At 43.4% G+C, this 21,773-nt stretch carries 17 protein-coding genes; 9 read left to right on the forward strand and 8 right to left on the reverse strand.

The window, feature by feature from the left end:
- Positions 1-268: 268 nt before the first annotated feature.
- Both PNK_RS01140 and PNK_RS01145 read left to right on the forward strand, forming a co-directional pair.
- Complete coding sequence (locus tag PNK_RS01140) at positions 269-2,197, forward strand: S9 family peptidase (protein ID WP_059059774.1); 1,929 nt, start codon at positions 269-271, stop codon at positions 2,195-2,197.
- Position 2,198: 1 nt separating this feature from the next.
- Positions 2,199-3,353: a ferredoxin reductase domain-containing protein gene (locus tag PNK_RS01145; RefSeq protein WP_059059776.1), complete on the forward strand. Its 1,155-nt coding sequence runs from the start codon at positions 2,199-2,201 to the stop codon at positions 3,351-3,353.
- Between the two features lie 5 nt (positions 3,354-3,358).
- Here the strand turns inward: PNK_RS01145 and PNK_RS01150 are convergent, their stop codons facing one another.
- Entirely contained in the window at positions 3,359-6,391 is a 3,033-nt protein-coding gene (locus PNK_RS01150) for a hypothetical protein (RefSeq protein WP_059059778.1), read from the reverse strand.
- Between the two features lie 228 nt (positions 6,392-6,619).
- Here PNK_RS01150 and PNK_RS01155 point away from each other — a divergent pair, with 228 nt between their 5' ends.
- The 3 genes from PNK_RS01155 (at position 6,620) to PNK_RS01165 (ending at position 9,635) form a co-directional block, all read left to right on the forward strand.
- On the forward strand, positions 6,620-8,170 hold the full coding sequence (locus PNK_RS01155) for a protein kinase family protein (protein ID WP_059059780.1): 1,551 nt from the start codon (positions 6,620-6,622) through the stop codon (positions 8,168-8,170).
- Between the two features lie 16 nt (positions 8,171-8,186).
- Positions 8,187-8,495: a hypothetical protein gene (locus PNK_RS01160; RefSeq protein WP_059059782.1), complete on the forward strand. Its 309-nt coding sequence runs from the start codon at positions 8,187-8,189 to the stop codon at positions 8,493-8,495.
- 156 nt (positions 8,496-8,651) lie between these two features.
- On the forward strand, positions 8,652-9,635 hold the full coding sequence (locus PNK_RS01165; RefSeq protein WP_059059784.1) for an isopenicillin N synthase family dioxygenase: 984 nt from the start codon (positions 8,652-8,654) through the stop codon (positions 9,633-9,635).
- A gap of 198 nt (positions 9,636-9,833) precedes the next feature.
- Here the strand turns inward: PNK_RS01165 and ispF are convergent, their stop codons facing one another.
- Complete coding sequence (ispF, locus tag PNK_RS01170; RefSeq protein ID WP_051981834.1) at positions 9,834-10,322, reverse strand: 2-C-methyl-D-erythritol 2,4-cyclodiphosphate synthase; 489 nt, start codon at positions 10,320-10,322, stop codon at positions 9,834-9,836.
- Between the two features lie 189 nt (positions 10,323-10,511).
- Complete coding sequence (locus PNK_RS01175) at positions 10,512-11,495, reverse strand: cysteine peptidase family C39 domain-containing protein (protein WP_059059786.1); 984 nt, start codon at positions 11,493-11,495, stop codon at positions 10,512-10,514.
- Between the two features lie 124 nt (positions 11,496-11,619).
- Between PNK_RS01175 and PNK_RS01180 the strand changes: the two genes are divergently transcribed.
- The 3 genes from PNK_RS01180 to PNK_RS01190 all read left to right on the forward strand — a co-directional run bounded on the left by PNK_RS01180 (position 11,620) and on the right by PNK_RS01190 (position 15,593).
- Positions 11,620-12,798, forward strand: a complete 1,179-nt coding sequence (locus PNK_RS01180) for a hypothetical protein (RefSeq protein ID WP_158021657.1) — start codon at positions 11,620-11,622, stop codon at positions 12,796-12,798.
- A 222-nt stretch (positions 12,799-13,020) separates the two neighbouring features.
- A complete protein-coding gene (murA, locus tag PNK_RS01185; protein ID WP_059062304.1) occupies positions 13,021-14,427 on the forward strand; it encodes a UDP-N-acetylglucosamine 1-carboxyvinyltransferase in 1,407 nt (468 codons plus the stop codon).
- 176 nt (positions 14,428-14,603) lie between these two features.
- Positions 14,604-15,593: a KamA family radical SAM protein gene (locus PNK_RS01190; protein ID WP_059059790.1), complete on the forward strand. Its 990-nt coding sequence runs from the start codon at positions 14,604-14,606 to the stop codon at positions 15,591-15,593.
- Positions 15,594-15,741: 148 nt separating this feature from the next.
- On the opposite strand, the gene argS is transcribed toward PNK_RS01190, so the two are convergent.
- The 4 genes from argS to PNK_RS01210 form a co-directional block, all read right to left on the reverse strand.
- Positions 15,742-17,493 (reverse strand): arginine--tRNA ligase, encoded by a 1,752-nt coding sequence (argS, locus tag PNK_RS01195; protein ID WP_059059792.1) that lies wholly within the window; start codon positions 17,491-17,493, stop codon positions 15,742-15,744.
- Positions 17,494-17,672: 179 nt separating this feature from the next.
- Positions 17,673-18,149: a hypothetical protein gene (locus PNK_RS01200; RefSeq protein WP_059059794.1), complete on the reverse strand. Its 477-nt coding sequence runs from the start codon at positions 18,147-18,149 to the stop codon at positions 17,673-17,675.
- 158 nt (positions 18,150-18,307) lie between these two features.
- Complete coding sequence (locus PNK_RS01205) at positions 18,308-18,511, reverse strand: hypothetical protein (RefSeq protein WP_059059797.1); 204 nt, start codon at positions 18,509-18,511, stop codon at positions 18,308-18,310.
- 146 nt (positions 18,512-18,657) lie between these two features.
- On the reverse strand, positions 18,658-19,329 hold the full coding sequence (locus PNK_RS01210; RefSeq protein WP_059059799.1) for a bZIP transcription factor: 672 nt from the start codon (positions 19,327-19,329) through the stop codon (positions 18,658-18,660).
- Positions 19,330-19,586: 257 nt separating this feature from the next.
- Between PNK_RS01210 and PNK_RS01215 the strand changes: the two genes are divergently transcribed.
- Complete coding sequence (locus tag PNK_RS01215) at positions 19,587-20,612, forward strand: AAA family ATPase (protein WP_158021658.1); 1,026 nt, start codon at positions 19,587-19,589, stop codon at positions 20,610-20,612.
- Between the two features lie 54 nt (positions 20,613-20,666).
- Here PNK_RS01215 and PNK_RS01220 read toward each other — a convergent pair whose 3' ends face one another.
- The gene (locus PNK_RS01220) at positions 20,667-21,752 is read right to left on the reverse strand and encodes a Glu/Leu/Phe/Val family dehydrogenase (protein WP_032124884.1); all 1,086 of its coding nucleotides are present in this window, start codon (positions 21,750-21,752) and stop codon (positions 20,667-20,669) included.
- Between the last annotated feature and the right edge of the window lie 21 nt (positions 21,753-21,773).

Consider the following 21,773-nt stretch of genomic DNA (forward strand, 5'->3'; position numbering starts at 1 on the left):
TTTTTGTGGCCACCGAATCGCGTGCGTAAGGTGAGCTTATAATACAAAAAGGAGTTAATACCAAGTCGAGATATAGTCTGGTAAATGCGTGCTATTTCTTCTTTTATGAGTGGAGTCCGTGAATGGGGAAGCTGAATCGATGCGCATAAAATGGCTGCATTTAATCTATCAAGAGATTAAAATTTAGCTCATTATATCTTTTACTTGTGTGTAGGTTATGGCTGTTTGGAAATGTTTATTTTTAATGTGTTTAATGGGGTATTCTAGCATGGCTTCTTCTTCTCTTTGCACTCCACAAATCCTTTCCTCTGTAGAGAAAAAAGAGACGAGAACGACTTTGATTCCAAGGCAACTGTTATTTGGAAATCCTGAAAAAGCAAATCCGCGCCTCTCCCCTGATGGGAAACACTTGGCTTATTTGGCTCCCGATGCGCAAAATGTTTTGAATGTATGGTTAAGAGATTCAAACGGTGACAAAGACAAGCAAATCACTTCTGACAAAAAAAGAGGCATTCGCAGCTTCTTGTGGCAGTTGGATGGGGCTCATATTCTCTACATCCAAGATAAAGATGGAGATGAAAATTGGCATTTGTATCAAACCAATATCCAAACTGGAGCAACAAAGGACCTCACTCCTTATGAAGGAGTAAAGGCAGATATTGTTGACTATGATGTTCATTTTCCGAATGAAATGCTCATTCAAATGAATTTACGCGATCCAAGCTTGTTTGATATCTACCGTCTCAACCTCCAGACAGGTCAAGTTCAATTAGATACAGAGAATTTAGGGGGCGTTTTCCATTGGGTCGCCGATCACAACATGCACATTCGTTTGGCACAGTCGTATACAGAGAATGGTTCGATGCTGATCCGGGTGAGAGAGAATAAAGAGGCTCCTTGGAAAGAATTGCTGACATTGGATCCGAGTGAAGTCGGAGGGGCTGTTGATGGCTTTGCTCCCGATAATCAGTCATTTTATTTAGTCTCAAGTTTAGGGGGCGACACGGCTCGCTTGCTGCACGTCAATGCTACAACGGGTGAGCAGCGGCTCATTATCGAAGATGGACAATATGATTTGGCGGATGTGATGACTCATCCAACCAAGTATACGTTAGAAGCGGTCGGATTCGACAAGGAGCGCTATGAGTGGTTGGTATTGGATCCGCAGTTGAAGGGGGACTTTGAGTTTTTATCGCAAACCTTGAAAGGATCTTTTAGATTAACGAGCCGCGATTTAGCCAATCAAAAATGGGTCGTCGCGTCTTTATCAGATGTGCGCTCTACTCAGTTCTATACTTACAACCGCGATCAAAAAAAATTAGAGTTTTTATTCAGCACGCAGCCGGTTCTTGATAGCTATACGCTTAGCCCGATGACACCTATTTCTTTTGATGCGCGAGATGGGATGAAATTATATGGTTACTTAACACTGCCATCAGACCGCCCAGCGAAGCTTTTACCAACCATTTTGCTCGTGCATGGTGGACCTTGGGCAAGGGATTCGTGGGGACTCAATTCAACAGTACAATGGTTGGCGAATCGCGGTTATGCTATTTTGCAAATTAACTTTAGAGGTTCCACCGGTTATGGAAAGCGCTATCTAAACGCTGGTGATCGTGAATGGGCCGATAAAATGCACGCAGATTTGCTCGACGGCAAGCAATGGATGATTAATCATGGTTATGCCGATCCTCAAAAAGTCGCCATTTATGGGGGAAGTTATGGCGGTTACGCTACTTTGGTGGGCCTTACCTTTACTCCTGATGAGTTTTGCTGCGGTGTCGACATCGTGGGTCCCTCTAACTTAATCACCCTTTTGCAAACCTTGCCTCCTTACTGGATTCCTTTGAAGTCTCAGATCAATCGTAGGCTGGGGAGCTTGGAAACAGATATGGCTCAATTAAGGGAGCGCTCTCCTCTTTTTAAAGCCAGCCAAATTAAAAAACCCCTGCTGATTGCACAGGGAGCCAACGATCCGCGCGTGAAACAAGCAGAAAGCGATCAGATTGTACAAGCTATGCGGCACAATAACCTCCCAGTCGAGTACTTACTCTTTGCCGATGAAGGGCATGGTTTTGCAAGGCCTGAAAATCGCTTAAAATTTGCTGCTGCGGCTGAGGCTTTTTTAACCACTTATTTGGGTGGACGCCACGAGCCAGCTTCGAGCACAGAAAATTGGGAGGCTCTTAAGCGTTAATATGATGACAGTTGCATACAATAAGCAAAATCCCTTTTTGGCTTCGATTAAAGAGCGTTATGTGTTGTCCAAGCCAGGATCTAAAAAAAATACCCAACACCTGGTCTTGAATCTCAGAGGCTCCGGACTGACTTATGAGGTAGGGGACAGTATTGGCGTATTTCCGCGTCATGCTACCGATCTTATAAACAAAACACTCCAAGCTGCAAAGGCGACGGGGCAAGAGCATATTCAGTTGAAGCAAACTGGAGAGCTCATCTCTTTTGTTGGCTTTCTTTCGACCAAAGGAAATATCACAGATGTTAGCCAAAAATTATTAAAAGAGGTTTTGGCAAGACAGACGAATGCAGACAAAAAGCATGAATTAGAGCAGCTTTTGGAAGAGGGGAATCGAGAGGCTTTGAAGGCGTATCTTGCCTGCCATGAAGTCTGGGATTTTTTATTGGCACATGTAGAAGTGAATTTCACCCCTCAAGAATTGGCCGACTTACTCATGCCTCTTTTGCCCCGTTTCTATTCCATTTCCTCTTCACAAAGATATGTGGGCGAAGAGGTGCATTTGACGATCGCGCCTTTAGAGTATGAATCTAACGGCCATAAAAGAAGGGGTGTTTGCACTCACTACTTATGTGAGTTGGTTGAATTGGGTGATCCAACCGTTCCCGTTTTTATTCAGCCCTCACACGGCTTCAAGCTTCCAGACGATTTGCAAGCTCCCATGCTGATGATCGGGCCTGGTACTGGAATTGCTCCTTTTCGCGCCTTTTTGCAAGAGCGTCTTTTGCACCGTCGTGCCAAAGGCAGGCATTGGCTGTTTTTTGGAGAGTGGAACCGGGCCTATGATTTCTTTTACGAAGAGGATTGGCGTACATTTGAGCAGTATGGCCATTTGCGCTTGGACGCAGCCTTCTCAAGAGATCAGGCTGAAAAGGTTTATGTTCAGCATAAGATCTTCGAGCATGGAGAAGAGTTCTTTAGATGGCTGGAAGAGGGGGCCTATTTGTACGTTTGCGGAGATGCGCAGCGCATGGCCAAAGATGTTGAGGCTGCGATTCAAGCAGTCATTCAAGAATATGGGAAAATAGACGCGCAGGCGGCTAGAGACTATATTAAATGCTTGCGTCAGCAAAAGCGGTACTTGCGTGATGTCTATTAGAGGGCTTATCTTTGAGGAAGGTCCATCCAGGCTTTAGGAAATGTTGTGTCGATTGAATCTAGTAAATCTTTTTCGATTAACTGTTCTGTCAAAGGAATAAAATCGATGTTATCTACATCCATTCCAGCCTGGGTAAAGCGTTGTTTGACTTGGCTGATCGAATGATATTCGACAGCCTCATTTGTACGCTTTTCACTTTTACGCCGGCGGCGATAAATGTCTTTGAGAATTTCATCGTCGTCAGGCGCAATGATGGAAATGGAGGTGGATTTATTTAACTTGCCTTCCCGGCTAAAGTCCTCTTTTTCGGGATTTGTTTGATAGAGTCTCTTAACGTCTTTCTCAAGTGCTTTTAAAAGAGATTCTTTAAATACCATGTCCAAGAGGCGAAGGTTTTTAGGCAGTGGATGTTGAGAGAAACTGGTCTTAATGATTTCTTTTGCCCATTCCTTGAACTTGGTTGTGCTATTGATGACGATCGTTTCGCCTGTAGGTGTTTTATTCACTCCAAGATGGCGGTAGTTTAGATTCCATTGAATTGTGTCATTACCCAACTGCTCAGCCCTGAAAAAAGCGCTTTGTTCAAAGTTTTTTAAGAGGCGGTGTTTTAATTGCAAAACTCGTTCACGGCCAAGCAGTGGTTCGGCTTCTTCGAAGCTCTCGCGCATGGCAAGTTGCAAGCTATCCATGAGTTCTTGCTTTAGTTTCGCAAGTTGGGGATGGATTGGAATCCATTTTTCCAGACCCGCCCATACAACGGTTTTTTCGGTAATGACTTCCGGAGCTGACTGGTTGTTAATGAATGTGTGTGCATCGCTTGAAAATTCCACAGATTTGGGCAATCCAAGACAGATATGGCTATAGCGAAATTCTGGCTGGCTCGAGAAGAAGGCGCCATATCCAGATGTTGATTCCACGGCTTCGATGCCTGTTTGCATGATTGAGAGAGCCGCCTCTAGATCTGTAGCATGATAGTAAAAAGGGAGATTGATTGATTTTTTTTCTGCGAGAGCGTCCAAGCGAAGGCCTTGTCTTTCATAGACTTTCTGCAATTTTGCAATCATTAATTTAAGCCCCCGCCTGGTTCCTTCCAGCAAGGTGGCATAATTTTCAATGGCAATCTCAGAAGCCGTTTCAGAGGCTTCATTTTGAGCGTTGATAGTGTCTCTTGATGTCTTAAGCAGATTTCTTGAACTGGCAGATTGTAAAAGCTCGGCAACATTGAAATTCAGGGCTTGGCTTCGTCCCTGAATTCTACGGTTGCGCTTAAATGCTAGCACGCGTTTGCGATAATCATATCCAACATAGCCATCTCGTTCCAGAATCTTCTCGAGTTGTTGTTTTAGAGGAGTGCTTAGTGTATTTCCCTCTTCAACTGCGCTCAATAGATGTTGAACATAGTCTTCTTTCGCTTCAAGGGTAACAATTTGAATAAAGACTTCTCGCAGTGAGGGGAGGATGTCTTGTAGCAGGTTTTCAAAATCATCGCCGTTCAAGCTTGTCATGTTTTCCAAACGCGCGAGGTGCGTGTTTAAAACAGCGGCTTGATGGAAGGCTCTAGATTGTAAATAGGCGACTTTACTCGTCAAGGTGCCTGTTGTGAGATCGACAGCAGACGGAGATTGAGCCGTTTGATAATAAAATGCCTGAGGGATCTGCTGACGGATGTTTTCTAATCCATCCCAATAATCAACGAGTTGCATTAAGGTTTTTTGTTGCGAACGATTCATTTGCATCAAAATGGCGCCAATAGAATTTTGAATGGAAAGTTTCCATTCTTCAGTTTGATCAGAAATGGTGGGATGTTGATGTAGATAAGATAGGATCTGCTGGAGCTTGATAAGTTGAGAAGGAGTCTTAAACTGGTCGAGATGAGCCTCTACTTCCCTTAAAAATAATGGAAGTTCATCGATTGGAAAGGCTTGATTCAATTGAATCGCTGCATGGCTTAAACGACTCAGCTGATCTTCTAATTTTGTCTCGCTTTCAAGATCTAATAGCCATTGCCTCATCTCTTCATGAGTGATGTGCAGGCGCTCGCAAATGGCTCGATTTAATGTCTCTTGATAGTCGCAAAAAGAGCGCTCAAAAGAAGAGTCTTTACATGCAATTGCGAGCAGGTGAAAGAGTTGATCAAGTAAGTCCTGATGGCTCACATCTAATCTGTTTGCTAAATCGGTTAACGTGAAGGGAGCCTGTATCTGCTTCAGCTCTGCTAGAATGGCGTGATAAGGCTCAGGAAGATCTTGAAGCGGTTTTAAGATTTCAACGAGTTTCAGGGCATGATCGAGTACGGCTTGCTTATAGGTTTGACCGATTAATATGCCGCGAGTCGTGGCAAGTGAGCTACCTAATTCTTGAGCGATTGCATTGAGGGAGGGTTTTACCCCATGACGAATAGTTAAGAGAGCCTCAATATTGCTTAAATCACTATTCTCGATTGCTAGGATCTTTTGCCCTACCTGGCCATTTTCTGGCTCTCTTGCTAGGTGCGCCTTTAAATCTTCAAGTCGAGCATACTGATTGAGGTAAAATTGCAGCAGATTCTGCTGATGGAAAACAGGCGTGGAAGGAGATATTTGTTGTAAGGAAAGACTGACGGTTGGAGAAGGAGCGGCAGGCGGCAGCTCTTCATTTTCTTGAACGCGCTGCTCGTTCTCTAAAGGTGGTAGCGAAATGAGAGGGGAATGGAGGCGGATAAAAAGCTCTTGAATGGGAGTCTGCCTAACATGGGCCCTGTTATAGCGTCCAATTTTACCATTGAGGATACGGTAAAAATCGTCAATTCTGTTATTCCTTGGCAAGGCTAGTTGGTCAAATTCAGTGCGATTATCGCGAATATAATGAACGATTGTCTCTAACTGGTAATTTTTTAGCTTTAAAATACGAGTCAAAAACCAAGTCCAAAGACCTTTATGAGCTAGTTGCAAACAAACTCTTCCTTGCTCATCAGTTCCAAGCTTCAATACTGACTCGTCTTTCGATTCAAGAAACTGAAGAATGGGAGGAGAATTGGATAAAGAAAAAGGAACTTGCATTATGCAATCACCGCATCTTAAATTTTTATATTAATAGTATAATGTAAGTTTTATTTAAAATGAAGTGTTAAATAGTTTTTAATTTTCTGCGCTCTAATAAAAAAGTTGATGGATATGCTCAATATACTATTTCTTTGTTAGTGTCTGAAAACTTTGATTTAATTAATATTAATCGGTTTTTGTTTTTAAATAGATATAAAAATTAATAATTGAATTGGATAGTTTGCAGTGAAATTGAATTCTTTTTATGAGCTAAGCAGGTTAACGCAAGAGTTGCAGTTGCTCAACTCCAGCATGGACAGCTCGCAATCAAATACTCTTGAGTATCAATTGATTAATGTTAGGGTTGTTGATCATCGCGAGAAAATACAGGCCATTTGTGGAAAGTACATAGGCAATGCTTTGTTATTTGCAGAGTTGCAAGCCTATTCTACTCAACTCAAAGTCATTCGGTCACTATTGCCGCCGTTGTTAGCCTCGAGTGATAAAGTGATCATTGCAACGCATTTAAAGATTGTTGGCATCATGAAGAAATTAAATGAAGCACAGCTCATTAATAAACTGTCTATCGCCTTTCGGCTAAGCGAAGGAAAGCTCAGAGAGTTAATAGGCAATCCGCCTGAGGGTTTTTTTGCCAAGGCGGCCAATGTGTGTTTCGAGCTGGCAGGCAATAGGCTAATGCAGTTTATTCCTTTAACGCTCGGAGAGGTCAGCTTGATTCACGAGGCTCTATTTGATTCAACCATTAAATCATTTAGTGAAAACAAATTGAGTTCAAATCACTGGAGCTGTCCTCATCCGGCGTATGTTTTTGCAACTCTTCGCAATTTTTTGACGGCTGTGGAGCCGTTTCAATCATGTGATGCGATGCTGAGAAAACTTGATGAGTATGTGGAGAAAAAACCTGACATAAGCAGCGAGATAGCAAAATTTTTGAAGATGCCCAAGTCTTATCAAATCCAGCTATTAGCAGTCATGAAAAGCGAGGCTGAGAAAGGGAGTACCCAGCATCAGATATTTTTAGACAGCTTAGCTCGATACGAGGCCAAATTACTGGCTTTTAGGGATGGGATTAAAGAGCTGCCAATCGTTGATGTAAAAATCATGCGGGAAGGGTCGAGGCACAATAACCAGACGTTTTTTTTAAATGTCGGTGGCAAGACTCATTGGGTTTTTAAGCCCATTTCGGAAAATGAAAAAGGGGAGGAGATTGTGAGGGCCGAATGCACCGTTTCTCGACTTAATTACCATCAACAATTTCCGATCCCATTAACAATCTTGCTCGGAATCAAGGAATGGGTGGGCTCGGCGCAACTATTTGTAGAACATGCGTATACGCAAGCACAGATAGAAGTAGAAAAGTTAGAGATGGAGGAGAATCAACTTCATAGACTTGCCATTTTTGACTTACTTTTCAGTAATAGTGATCGCAATGGTGCAAATTTTCTTTTCCAAAATTTAAGCGGCTTGGCTAGCATAGTTGGCATTGACCACGATAGTTGCCTCATGTTTAAAGAGATTAGGGCTCTACGTTTAGAGTATTTGCAATTTTCTGCCTTTGAGAAACCTCTTAAAGCTGAAATGGAAGACTTATTTTCGCCAGCAGCGATAAATCGCTATAAGCTGATCATGAAAGAGAATGAAGTGTTCACTTTTCAATTTGAGTGGCTCGATTGTGTGGCGAAGCAATTAAAACAAGCTTTAGACGTCAAAACGCCTTTAAAAGATGTGATAGAAAGCCTTCAATCTCATTATGAGGATTATTTCTTACGAAACTGACCTTAGGAGAGAAAAAATGATTCAATGCCTAATCCATCCTTATACATGCCAAATAGTTGCTGAATTAACGCCGGAAAAAGAAGTCATTATTTACGATAAAGCAATGTTGAAAAGCCTCACTTCCAACGGGATTACTGTTACGTCAACATTTAAGAAATTGAATCTTACGGGATGGAGGGTGTATCCTGGAGATGATAAAGAAGTCTTTGCGAAGGCTTTCAAACAATTTTATTTTATACATGGATTGCAGCAGCTGGGCTATACATGGGAAAGTAAGGGTAAGGAAATTCCTATAGAGGAGAGTGTGAAAGCTGTGCTTTATTAGGGCGCGTCATTTAGGCTATGGGCTACCTAGGATGAAGAGTTTAAGATTATTCTTTCCGTAAGAGGAGGATAATTCGATTGTCGTCTTATAAAACAATATAGTAATTTATTTTATTATAAGACAACAGACTCAAAAAGAGGGGTGAAAGAGGGGGGTATGACTAAGATTTTAACGATTTTCTTCTCGTTATTTTGCCTATTTTCATGGGCAGAGATCAAAGTACTCAATTTAAGCGACTATACAGAGGGCAATGCTCAGCAAAAGGCTGTATTCGTTAAGGAGCTGAAAGAGTCTTTGAACCAAGAGGGGTTTTTTGCTCTTAAGACGCCGCTTGTCTCGCAAACAGCCATAGACCGGGCCTATGAATCTGCTGCTGCCTTTTTTTCCCTTCCTGCCCAGGAAAAGGCGCGCTATCAGGGCCTTTTACTCAATAGGGGGTACAAGGGATTTAAACTTGAGCCTAGCCGCAAGGTACCTGACATTCAGGAATATTGGCATGTGGGGCGGGAATTTGTTCAGCCCCAAGATCTTCCCTATACCATAGCACCCAATCTTTGGCCTGCAGTGCCATGCGATTTTAAACCTCACATGCTAGCAGTATATGGTCAATTGGAAGAGGTGGGTAATATTCTTTTACAGGCAATTAGCGAGGCTATGGGAGAAAGGGCTGATTTTTTATTGGCTGAGACGTATCAGGGCGATAGCATTTTGAGAGTCATCCACTACCTTCCAGAAAAGCATGCGGATCTGAATTGGAAAGCACCCCATCGCGATCCAAACCTTTTAACGATTATAGCAGGCATTACGGATCCTGGGCTTGAAATTCAGCAGGCAGACGGATCGTGGCTTGCCATTCAGCAAAAGAGCCCTCTTTTAGTCGTCTCGGCATCGAATATGCTCGAGAATCTTTCCAATGGCCTATTTAAAAGCACACCTCACCGCGTTGTCCAAAAAGAATCTAAGGATCGCTATGCGATGCCTTTTTTCATCCATTTGCGCAAAGATAGTCATTTGGCTCCCCGGCCTGCCTCTATCAAACAAACAGGCGGAGTCGCACGCTATCCTTCTTTAACTGTCGAAAGCGCGTTGCGCGATCACCACTGGTTTGAAAAAGCAAAGAGTCATGAAGGGCAAGAATAAAGAGCGTGCAAGTTCTGAATGGACTCGGAGGGTTCATTAAAGAGCGGATGAGTGTGACTTGGGCCAGCTTATTTGCTCTTTTTAACTCTTGACTCTTGCAAAATCTAGCCCACCGTGCGAACGGTGGGTAAAGGAATCAAAAAATAAAAGAGCGCGGAAGAGAATCGAGCATGACCTATTTAGGACTGCCTAAGGCTTTTATTCTACAGACTCAACAGTTGTGACGATGGCAAATGCCTGAACGCCATCTCCGCATCCAAAATCGGTGAGTCCTTCGCCCGAGGTAGCTGTGACGCCGACTTGGGAAACATCGAGCTTCATGACTCTTGCAATATTTTTTCTCAAGTCTAGGAGGCGATGTTTGAATTTGGGCTTTTTGGCTTCGATGGTGACGGCCACATGAGTTACGCGTTGCCGCCCTAAGGTTTTCATGGCTTCCAGCAGGTAAACCTCGCTATCTGTGATTCCATCTTTTAAGCATAAATCGTCGGCAATGTCGCCTAATATCAAGACTCCTGTTAAAGAGGTGATGGCATTGCAAATGGCGTGAAACACAACATCTCCGTCAGAATTGGCATTAAAGCCTGGAGCATCGTCAAAAATTAAGCCGCCAATAATGCACAGCTTGGAAGAATCAATGGGCAGAAAACGGTGGCTATCTTGGCCGATTCCTGTACGAACAGTCATAAATATCTCCTTAATATGGGTAAAATGTTCTCACATGCTTCCTTTAAAGTGAAAGAGAAAAAATGCTTTTTGCTTTCTAAGAGGATGCTCACATGCTATTTTCCAAGTACTTGTATGAATGAAACCTAAGAAAAACCGCCTAAATAAATAGCACTTATAGTTAACTATAAATGCTTGAAATGGCTATTGTTAAGGATTAGGAGTCGATTTGACATAAACAATTGAGGGATTTGTTCCACCCATCGCGATGAATTGCTGGGTTGAAATGGCAATGCGCCAGCCGTGGAAAGGATCTCGGATAGTGGCTTGGTTAGAGTCTATTTGATCTAAAATAATTGCATGGCCTCCCAATTCTCCATTAGCCGCACAAGCAACTGATCCGTGTTGTTTGATGAAACTTTCCAATTCCGCAATACCGCCTTGAATCATATACAAGGCTGCATCGAGGCCAGCTTCCTTCAGCCATGAGATAAGTTGCGCGTCGGTGGCTAAATTGGTTGATATCAAACTTCGCAAATTACATTGACGTTGATGATCTTCGACCATCATAGCGGCACAGGCTGCAACACAACCTCTTGTCGCTTGCTGCTGAATCATGACCTTGCTATCTGAATAGATGCCAACGGGATAGATGCTAGCTGGAGCGTCCGATCTGGGATCTAAATAACGAATGGTGTTAACAGGAAAAATAGAGAGAAGGTGTGTATCCTGAATGAACTTAGAATTCTGTGAGCCATGTTCACTGAAGGTGGTTGCATATCCTTCTCTATCAACTGGCGTATCCAACCGCGTAAGATCAATCCAGGCGGGGATATTAAAAGAATCGCAGCTAACTACAGGAGGGAATTTTCGTTGTTGAAAAAACCATTTTAAAGCTTCTCCCTTTTCTTGTGCGATTTGTTGCTTGTCAAGCAAATATAGAAAAGTTTGCGCACTCAATGTTCCGATTTTGGAAACAGCTGTTTGCGGTACCCAATCTGGACGTTCTGAGACTAAGTTTGTAGCAATTGGCTCAAGAGGATGCGGAGCATTCCCTTCATTTAAATTTAAAGCCTGTTCTTCAACTTCATTCAAAGACGGTTTTTCTATATCAGCGCTCAAGTTCTCATTAGAGTTTGTTTCTTGAAAAACAGGGTTATAAAAATTATAATAATTTGGTCCAAGTGGATTCATTCATTACCTATTTCTTAGGTCAGGTTTTTAATGTTTTAAAGTAAAAATATTAGCGAGTATGATCTTGTAATTGTCTTTTAAATAAAAGATAAAAAAGGCTTTTTGCCTTGCCATTAAGGGTGTTTTGCAAACTTTATACTGTGATTTATTCATGAAAGCGGTCCATTTAGCCAATACTGATTTTGAATTCGAGCTTGCCAATCTGCATAATCAGCCTTTAGCTCGGCAATGGAGCCGTAACGCCCTTTGCATGCAACTTCAATTTTTGCCTCTTTTATATGCGGCTCAAGGAGATCTCGTGGCTGTCGCAGCTTTTCCGTCGCAGCTCTTTTTAGATGCCCTGCAAAACGTAAGCTGGAGAAAAGGGGTTGAGCTACCCTCTCTTGCTCATCTAGACGGTATGGAGCCTTTTAGAGGGCACAATTGTCTTTCCTGGGGCTCTTCTCAGCAAGTACAGAGATGGGCTAAAGAAAGAGAAATGATCTATTATGCCCCTACCGATTGGCAAATGATCAAAGAGATTAACAGTAAATCTTTTAGCTTCCGCTATACCTCATTAGAAGACGCCGCTTTGATTACCAGCGCTCAAGAGTTAAGTGCTTGGCTTAAGCAAGTGCCTGGATCAAAGGTTTTAAAAACGTGCTTTGGATTATCTGGAAAAGGTAACCGAGTCGTCCATCAAGAGGCCCCATTGCAAGGCTTACTGAATTTTTGCGAGAAAGAATGGAACGAGGGACGCCCAGTCGTGGCTGAGCCTTGGCTGGACCGCTGCTTTGACTTTAGCACACAATGGATGATCCACCCCGACGGCCAATGTCGCCTGCTTGGATCGACCGTTTTCGAAACAGATCCACATGGTGCCTATCTTGGCACTCTTGTGGGGCCAGACAATCTACTCTTTGGGCCACTTTTGTGCCATTTAAATGCGCATTTGAAGGCCGCTCAAGAAGCCTTGAAAGACCTCTTTGAGAAGGGTTTTTTCGGTCATGTGGGGATCGATGCCTTGCTTTACCGCTGCCCAAAAAGCCTGCAAATCAAACTGTACCCAATTGTCGAAATCAATGCTCGGCAAACCATGTCTTTAGTTGCACTGCGCCTCCAACAACGCTGGTTTCCAGACCAAGTGATTCGTCTGGCATTTGCACCGAGCGAAGACCCTCGGCCGGCCTTGCTTCCCTTAGAAGTCTATACCAAAGACAGTCAAAATCCCATTCGCACCTTCAAACGCAAACTCGTCTTATCCGAATATGAAGCAGGCCTTATTCAGACCTTCGCTGATGAAAAGCTAAATGATTTCATTTGATTGTAATCAATCTTTTGCTGAATAAGCGGGCTGTTTGTAATCGCTTTAGATTTTTATTTTTGTTTTTCCTGTAAAAAATGTAGCAAAACAGTTACACCTTATTTGAAAATAAATAAATAGTATTTGTTGATTGCGTATAACGCGCAACTCATGTTAGTTTTTTTCTCTCCAAGTGGTAGACAAGTAAGTAAAACTTAAATGCTAGACGAGCGGGTAGTGGGAATGAGCGTATTGAAAATTACAGGCGGGACGCCTCTAAATGGGCATGTGAAGGCAGCTGGTGCCAAAAATGCGATGACTAAATTACTGGTGGCTTCTCTTTTATCAGACAAGCGCTGTACATTTTACAACGTTCCCAATATTGGAGATGTCGAAGTAACTGTTTCACTTTGCGAAGAAATTGGAATGGAAGTGAAGTGGGATCGGCAAGCAGGGACGATGGAAGTCATTACGAAAGAGCTGAAGACATCCTACGTGCCTCAACGCTTTTCCGGATCCAATCGCATTCCGATTTTGATGATTGGAGCACTACTTGGACGCACAGACCAAGATATTATCGTTCCTACGGCTGGTGGATGTCCAATCGGTCAACGTCCGGTAGATTTTCATATTCAGGCTTTAGAGCAGCTTGGGGCAGTCATCGAATATCGCGGCATGAAAAGGGAAGGGGCCTATTTTGCGCACGCGCATAATGGGTTAAAGGGAACTGTTATTACGCTTCCTTATCCTTCTGTCGGGGCCACAGAGAATACAATTTTGGCGGGTGTGACGGCGCGCGGCATGACCATCATTAAAAATGCTGCGATTGAGCCAGAAATTGTTGAATTGATTCTATTTTTGCAAAAGCTTGGCGCGATTATTACGATTGATGTCGACCGTACGATCCGCATTCAAGGGACGCGCCGGTTTTATGAAGTTGAGCATACAGTCATTCCAGATCGCATTGAAGCAGCTTCTTGGGGCATGGCGGCCATTAGCTCGAAAGGGCGGGTCTTTGTCGAAGGGGCTCAGCATCTTAACATGATCACGTTTTTAAACAAATTGCGTGAAGTGGGAGGTGGGTTTGACATTCGCAGCAACGGGATCGAATTTTTCTATGACGGCCCATTGCAAGGCGGGCTCCATTTGGAAACAGATGTTCATCCTGGTTTCATGACCGATTGGCAGCAGCCTTTCGTCGTCTTATTGACTCAAGCGACGGGTACTTCTGTCGTTCACGAGACTGTTTATGAAAACCGTTTTGGTTACACAGATACGTTAAGAGAGATGGGAGCCGATGTGACGCTGTTCAGGCAGTGTCTTGGAGGTAAGCAATGCCGCTTTGCTTCGCAAAGTTTTTGCCATAGCGTCATTGTAAAAGGGGCGACTCCATTAGTTGGAAAAGAGATTTGCATTCCTGACTTAAGAGCCGGTTTTGCCTACATCATGGCGGCTTTAATCGCCTCAGATACGAGCACCATTTCAGGCCTTCCTTTTATTGAGCGGGGCTATGAAAACTTTGTGGGCAAATTGGGCAATTTGGGTGCAGACGTTATGCTGGTTGAAGAAGAGAAAAATGTTCGCACTGAAAGAGTGCCAGTAAAGTCTTCTCTTCATTTGCTGTCGCCTGTTTTGAGCCAATCTGAATAAGCACTATCCATTCTTTTATACACAGAACACTACAGTGTTTTGTGTATAAAACTTCTCTTTTTATTTATTAATTATCTCTAAAGACTTAGAATTAGACCCATTCTTTTATAGATTTAAATCGCATTCATAATTTTGAACAGTTTTGGAATCTTAGCAGGCAGCGTAGTTTAACTTTTATGTTTCATTCATCTCCTCTTTCTTCTCCAGCTCCTTGGCGTCTCCTGCTGAGGAAAAATTTTAATCGGGTGGAGGCTTTAGCCGACTATCTTGAGCTGACAGACGATCAGCGTCAGCAGTTGCTGGTAAAACCAGGTTTTCCGATTAATGTTCCTTTGCGTCTGGCTCAAAAGATGGCAAAAGGGTCACTCGAAGATCCGTTGGTAAAGCAATTTTTGCCAACGAAGCAGGAAACGGATAACCATCCGCTTTTTGTTGTCGATCCAGTTGGTGATGAGCTTTGTCGCAAGGCTCCTAAGCTTTTACATAAATATCATGGAAGAGTCTTGCTTGTTTGTACGAGCGCTTGTGCCATGCATTGCCGCTATTGCTTTAGACAAAACTTCTCCTACGAGGTGGAAGATAAATCTTTTTTAGAAGAGTTGAAAACGATTAGAGAAGACAGCTCGATCCATGAAGTCATTTTGAGTGGGGGTGATCCGCTGTCGCTTTCCAACGAACTTTTAGAAGAACTGCTAGTTCAATTAGATGGCATTGCCCATGTTAAGCGCATTCGCTTTCACACCAGGTTTCCAATAGGGATACCGGAGCGGATCGATGATCGTTTGTTGAGCCTTCTCGAGGCTTGTTCGAAGCAGCTGTATATTGTCATCCATTGCAACCATCCAAGAGAATTGGATGAAGAGATTTTTGGGCGTTTGAAGGCGTTGCAAAAGCTTGGCTGTGTTTTGCTGAACCAGGCAGTTTTGCTCAAAGGGGTCAATGATGATGTAGCCGTCTTGGAAGAGCTTTGCGAAGCATTATCGAATCGAGGGATCTTGCCTTACTATCTTCACCAGCTAGATCGGGTACAAGGGACAGCTCATTTTGAGGTGGAAGAAGAAAAGGGGCTAGCACTTATAAAGGAATTGGCTAAAAGATTATCCGGATATGCCATTCCTCGCTACGTTAGAGAGATTTCAGGGGAGCCCCACAAAACGCCCCTATAATTCGATGAGTGGAGGGAATTAACTGGCGAGACAATCGCTCTCCGAGCTCTCATTCCGCTCACTATGGGTAACGGAATAAAAAAATGAGAGCTCGGAGAGCGATTGATTGGCACGCATCATTCACTCTCCAAAATAGGATGGCGCTGTCTTACATCTTATCGACGGTTGGCACACCTAAAATCGTCAAGCCTTGTTTGAGTACCTTGGCTGTTGCTTCGCATAATAGGAGGCGCTCATTTTGTTGAGGGCTTCCTTCGACGCGGCAATCGCGGAAAAAGGCATTGAATTTTTCGGACAATGTGTAGAGGTAGTCGGTTAGGCGGTTGGGGAGCAGGTCATTGGCCATCATGTTTAGGGTGTCGTTGAAGCGGAGTAAATGAAGTCCAAGCTCAATTTCAGATGGATGTTCGAGCTGGATGCGAGTATTGCCCATAATAGAGAGAGGATCGATTTTTAGCCTCCTCTTAATTCCAGCAGTGCGCACGTAAGCATACATGAGAAAAGCGGCAGTATTGCCTTCAAAGCGCAGCATGCGGTCATAGCTGAATGTATAATCTCCAACGCGATTGCAAGATAGGTCGGCATATTTAATCGCGCCGATGCCAAGCGCACGTGCCAGCGGCTGTCTTTCAGAACTATCCATTTCAGGATTTCTTTCAGCCAGGATCTTTTCAGCATGAGCGACCGCCGCTTCGAGCAAATCAATCAGCTTTTCTGTTTCTCCAGATCGTGTGCGAAATTTCTTTCCATCAGCTCCTAGAACCAGCCCAAAGGGAACATGGTCGACGCGTACTTTTTGGGGATCTAAATAACCGGCTTTCTCAGCGGCTTTGAAGATCATTTGAAAATGAGTGCTTTGTCCAGAATCGGTCACGTAAATGAGGCGATCTCCCTTTTCTTGATGGATGCGATGGTAAATGGCTGCCATATCGGTTGTGTCGTAGTTATAGCCGCCATCTGATTTTTGAATCATTAGAGGCATGGTTTCGCCATCTCGGTTTTGAAAGCCTTCTACAAAAATGCATTTAGCTCCATTTGAAATCTCGACCAATCCCTTTTTTTCTAAATCTGCAACGGTTTCGGCTAAAAATGCATTGTAAAAGGATTCACCGCGGTCAATCAGCTTCACATCGAGTAAATTGTAGATCTCTTGATAAGCCTTTTGTGAAATCTCGCATATGATCTGCCAAGCGTGCCTAGCTTGAAGCTGCCCTTGCTGCAGTGCGACAACCTCCAACTGAGAGCGCCTTTTAAAATCTGCATCCTCATCAAATTTTTTCTTTGAGGCACGATACCAATTGACAAGATGTGTCAAGTCTGTTCTTTGCTTTCCGGCTAAAACATCCGGAGCCTCTTCTTTCATATAAGCAATCAACATGCCGAATGCTGTACCCCAATCACCTAAGTGATTGAGCCTGACGACATCGTGTCCCAAAAATTCGAATAAACGGGCTAAACTGTCGCCAATGATTGTAGAACGGAGATGGCCTACATGCATTTCTTTAGCGACATTTGGCGATGAAAAGTCAATGATGATCCGCTGAGGTTGAGAAGGAACATCGATCCCTAAATGAGAATCACGAAGGAGAGTGTCGGCTCCGTTTGAGAGATAAGCTGGATCTAAAGTGACATTGATGAATCCGGGCCCTGCAATTTCAGTTTTAGCGACGATGCCGGAAGAGTCCAAGTGACTGACAATGCTTTCTGCAATTTGACGGGGCGGGTGCTTGAGGAGTTTAGACAGCTTCATGGCCGAGTTGTATTGATAGTGGCCAAATTTCTCTTGCGTACTGGGCGTGATTTCGGCTTGGAAAGAGGGATCTAATGTGCGAATGTCTGGAAATGCTTTCAAGGTCGCTTGTTGGAAAAGATCGATTAAAGTAGTTAAAAGGCTATGCATAAAAAGAATGACTCAAATTAATGGAAGTTAAGAAAAGAAGATTTTAATTGCTTTAAGATTAACAGGGATGAAAGTAAAACTCAAATCATTGTTCGTTCCCAAAATCTGAAGTTAATCTTAAATTTTTTTTACATTTTTTGCCACTTGCTGGCCGTTATTAAAGGTGTATCGCTTTGTTTTTACAAAAAATTGAGCCGAATTTGAAGATTGCGGATTTTGGTTATGCAGTGCAAGAATGCATTCTCGATTAAAGAGCGATCAAGGGGCATGTCGAAATTGGAAAAAATGCTGGTATTTTCTTTTATGAGGTCTCGAATCCGCCCTTCTAAATCTTCCAGGGTTTCTTGCAGAAGATTTAAAGGGCAAGGACTTTGAGCTTCGATCGCATGTGTGAGAGGAGGATTCGAAGGGAAAGAGACGTGAAATGAGGGAGAAAGATTTTCAAAGTAAAGAGAGAATGAAGACTTCTGATGGGTTGGCTGAGTTGCTTGTTTTGAGGTTGGCTGTAAGATCGTTGAAATGGCCAACGCATTTTCTATGAGGATGTCGCGAAAAAATGGGGGCGAAAGTCTTATTTGTAAACAATCATTTTTTTTAATCAAGTCTTCAAAAGCCATTTCAAGAAATTCCTTATACTCGAGTTCTGCCGTATGCAATAAACCCCCTTGCTTTGAGAAAAGATTGGGATTGGCTTTGATGAGTAAGGCTAGTTTGCTCAGAGTTTGAGTGCAATAGTCTTGTTCGCTCTCTTCATCGAACGTTGCCTGAGCCGCAGAGTAGGGAACTTGTAGCCTTGTAGGACGTTTTTGCTTGCTTAAATGCGAGTTGATCGATTTTTCAACGCTTGCTGAATCGTTAGAAAAGGGAGATCTGTCTGGATCGGATATAATAATTGATCGTACTGGTTGAATAGGGATTCATCATCTGCGCCCTGATCATTAAAAACACTCATTTCACTTTGAGTTAAAATGACGGGTGAAAAAAAGTGCGGGAGGATGAATAGACTATTATTATTCATTATTCGCTCTAGCCTCTTATGTAGTTGAGAGAGAAAATGATAAATGTTTTTTTTGATAACTGAAATGGTAATTGTTTGCCAGAAATTGAATGGAAAAAGCGGCGGCCTATAAGATCTATAGGATGCCGCTTATCGTGGAGAAATGCTTACTGTTTTTTAAGAAGTTGCTCTTGCTCACTGATTTTTTCAAGGCTCATGAGCAGGGCTTTTTCAATAAAGTGAGCGTCTTCTTCCTTGGAATTTAAAAGATCAAGAAAAATAGAGGGGTGTTTTTCGACGGTCGCTTTTACCTTTTCGAGAAGGGCCTTGAATCGATCCAGCTTGGCCTTAACCTTTTCGCGACTCTTGCGGGCCGATATCCTGTTGAGCATTTTTCTTCGCTCCTTTTTATTCATATTCACATCATCCGAAATGTGCTCACTGGATTCTTCCACTCTGCTAGAAGAGTTAGAGGAGGCTTTCTTAGGTTTCTTGTTTTCTGGCATTGAATCTGTTTTAGTATCTGTCTGCACCTGGGCTATCGATGCTTTAAAAAAAGGGGACGCAAGAAAGGGATGCTCTTGATTGCTATTGAGAGATGGTAGAGGCTGGAAATCACCATGCAAAAAAGATTGTAGATTGGGTTGGGCAGATAAGAGCTGTGACTGAGCCAGAAATGTTTGATCATCCGGTAGATGATCGGGAGTGAAAGGCTCGTGCGAATTCTCTTCGAAGATTGATTCAAAACTTTCTTGAGCTTCAAACCACTTGGAATCGAGCTCAAAGTCAAACGAACTGCAAAACAAGTTCGTTGGGCTCATAGGGCTAAACTCATTCATGATCTTCCTATTTGTTAATATTAAAGGTATTTTAAACTTTATTAGCTATGATTTGAGGCTTTGTAATAAACAGGCCTTTTTTAATCTTTTTGTCTAAATAGAATTTACGGTCAATGAATTATTTGTCTGTTTTTAGATTTCGTTTTCATTGAAAGTATTGAGATGTTAATATCCTTTTCATTTTAGAGTAATTGGGGTAAGCAGTGTTGAAGAGTATTAATAGTTTATTATGTTGCCTCATTTTAAGCCCTTTATTGATGCGATCAGAGATTTTGAATGCTGAGGGTCCAGTATATAGTGAGTGGATGGTGCAAGGCTGGTGGCCCTGGTCTCCAGCGAAAGAATTGGAAGAGACGCCGGCGCCCAATATTTTAGACTTAGAGGCTAATTTGTCTCAAAAAATTATAGGGCAGAAGCAAGCGGTTAGAATGACTACGGATGCCCTTTTATGCCATTATGCCGGCATTCAAGACCCTTCCAAGCCTATTGCAGCCTTTCTTTACATTGGACCGACGGGAGTGGGTAAAACTGAATTGGCCAAAGAGCTGGCTTGCCAGCTTTTCCAGGATGAAGCCCGCCTTCTTCGCTTTGATATGTCCGAATACAAGGGGCACGAGGGGTTGAATCGCCTGATTGGGATATCGCATGGCTATAAGGAGTCTGAAAAAGGGGGTATTTTAAGCAATGCGATTTTGAAGCAGCCTCGGTCGATTGTGTTATTGGATGAGATTGAAAAGTCGGATGAGACGGTTCGTTCTTTATTCCTCCATATCTTTGACGAGGGGTATTTTACGAGCGCCACTGGGCAATACATTGATTGCCGCAATTGCCTTTTTATTGCGACCACTAACATTGGCAGTAAAATCATTTTAGCCCAGCATCCTTTTTCTTATGAAGAGGCGCTCTATGTAGTTGAGGAAGAGTTGATCAAAGCATTATCACCCGAATTTTACAATCGAATTGAACCGGTGGTTTTCCATGGACTTACTCCTGAGATGGTCGAGGCGATTGCTAGGCTCAAGTTGAATGCCCTTGCAAAAAACATTTTTAAGCAAAAGCAAGTCATGATTTCCTTTGATGAATCCGTTGTTCAGTATGTGCAGGCCAAAGGCTATCATGAGCAATTGGGTGCCCGTCCTTTACAGCGCGTCATTAAGTACGATCTGGCTGCTTTAATAGCCAAAGCCTTTTTGAATGAGCCCTATGAGCCAGGCGATCGCATGCGAATCAGCTATACGGGGAGTGAGTGCATCGTGAGTAGAGAGGGCTGCGAATCTCTTTGATTAGCGGAGCGAGATATCGAATGATGCCCTGCGAGTGAGTGAAGAGCCCTTTGATTATCTCATTTTTTCGAAGGCGACAGGATGAGCGCGCTGGCCAATCAGATGGTTCAATTTATAGTCAGCGAGTTCATCAGCCACTTGATTGGTCGGCTTATGCTCTTTTTCGGCCTTACTAAAAATCGTGAGAAGCGTATCGTAAATGTTGTTGACTCTGTCGCGTGACGTTTTGGGGTCGTAGCCCCGCTGATCGAATTCGCTGGCCGCGTTAATAATACCGCCTGCATTGATGACGTAGTCAGGAGCGTATAAAATGCCGCGGCGCATGAGTTCCCGTCCATTCTCTGATCGGAGGAGCTGATTGTTAGCGGACCCCGCAATGGCTTTACAGTGAAGTTCGGGGATTGTTTGGTCGTTGATTGTTCCGCCGAGCGCGCATGGTGCCAAAATGTCGCAGCGCAGGTTTGCAAAATTTGCTGGATCTATCACTTGCGCCCCGTAGAGCAGGGCCTGTTCGTGGGAGACCTTTGAGTCCTTGTCGCAGAGAATGAGGTAAGCTCCTTCCCAAAATAAAATATTGGCAAGCTTGCTGCCGACATTGCCGAGTCCTTGAATGGCAATGATTTTTTTTCTGAGGCATTCCTCATTCCATAGTTTTTTTGCGACCGCCCGCATGCCTCGATAGACGCCCCAAGCCGTAAAGCGACTCGGATCGCCGCTGCTTTTTTCTGTGGGCAAGGCTCCGACGTAGGGTGTTTTTTGGCGGATGACAGCCATATCTTCGGTAGTTGATCCCACATCTTCGGCTGCAATGTATTGCCCTTTTAAAGAATCGATGACTTCGGCAAAGCGAAGCAAGAGAGGGGTCGTTTTTTCCGTTTTAGAGTTGGCGATGATGACACTCTTGCCTCCCCCCAACCCGTTTTCTGCGAGAGCCGATTTATAGGTCATTGCTTTTGAAAGGCGAAGCACATCTTCTAAGGCCTCTTCACGGGTTTGATAAGGATAGATGCGCGTGCCGCCCATGCTTGGTCCAAGCTTTGTGTTGTGGACGGAGATAAAGCAGTGTAATCCGACTTCAGGGTCTTGAGCTTCAATTACTTTTTCATAACCGGTCACTGCTATTTCTTGGATGGTTAGCATCGTCTTTTCCTTTTTGAGTCA

Origin of the sequence: Candidatus Protochlamydia naegleriophila, from assembly GCF_001499655.1 — a bacterium.
In the GTDB taxonomy this organism is placed as follows: Bacteria; Chlamydiota; Chlamydiia; order Chlamydiales; family Parachlamydiaceae; genus Protochlamydia; species Protochlamydia naegleriophila.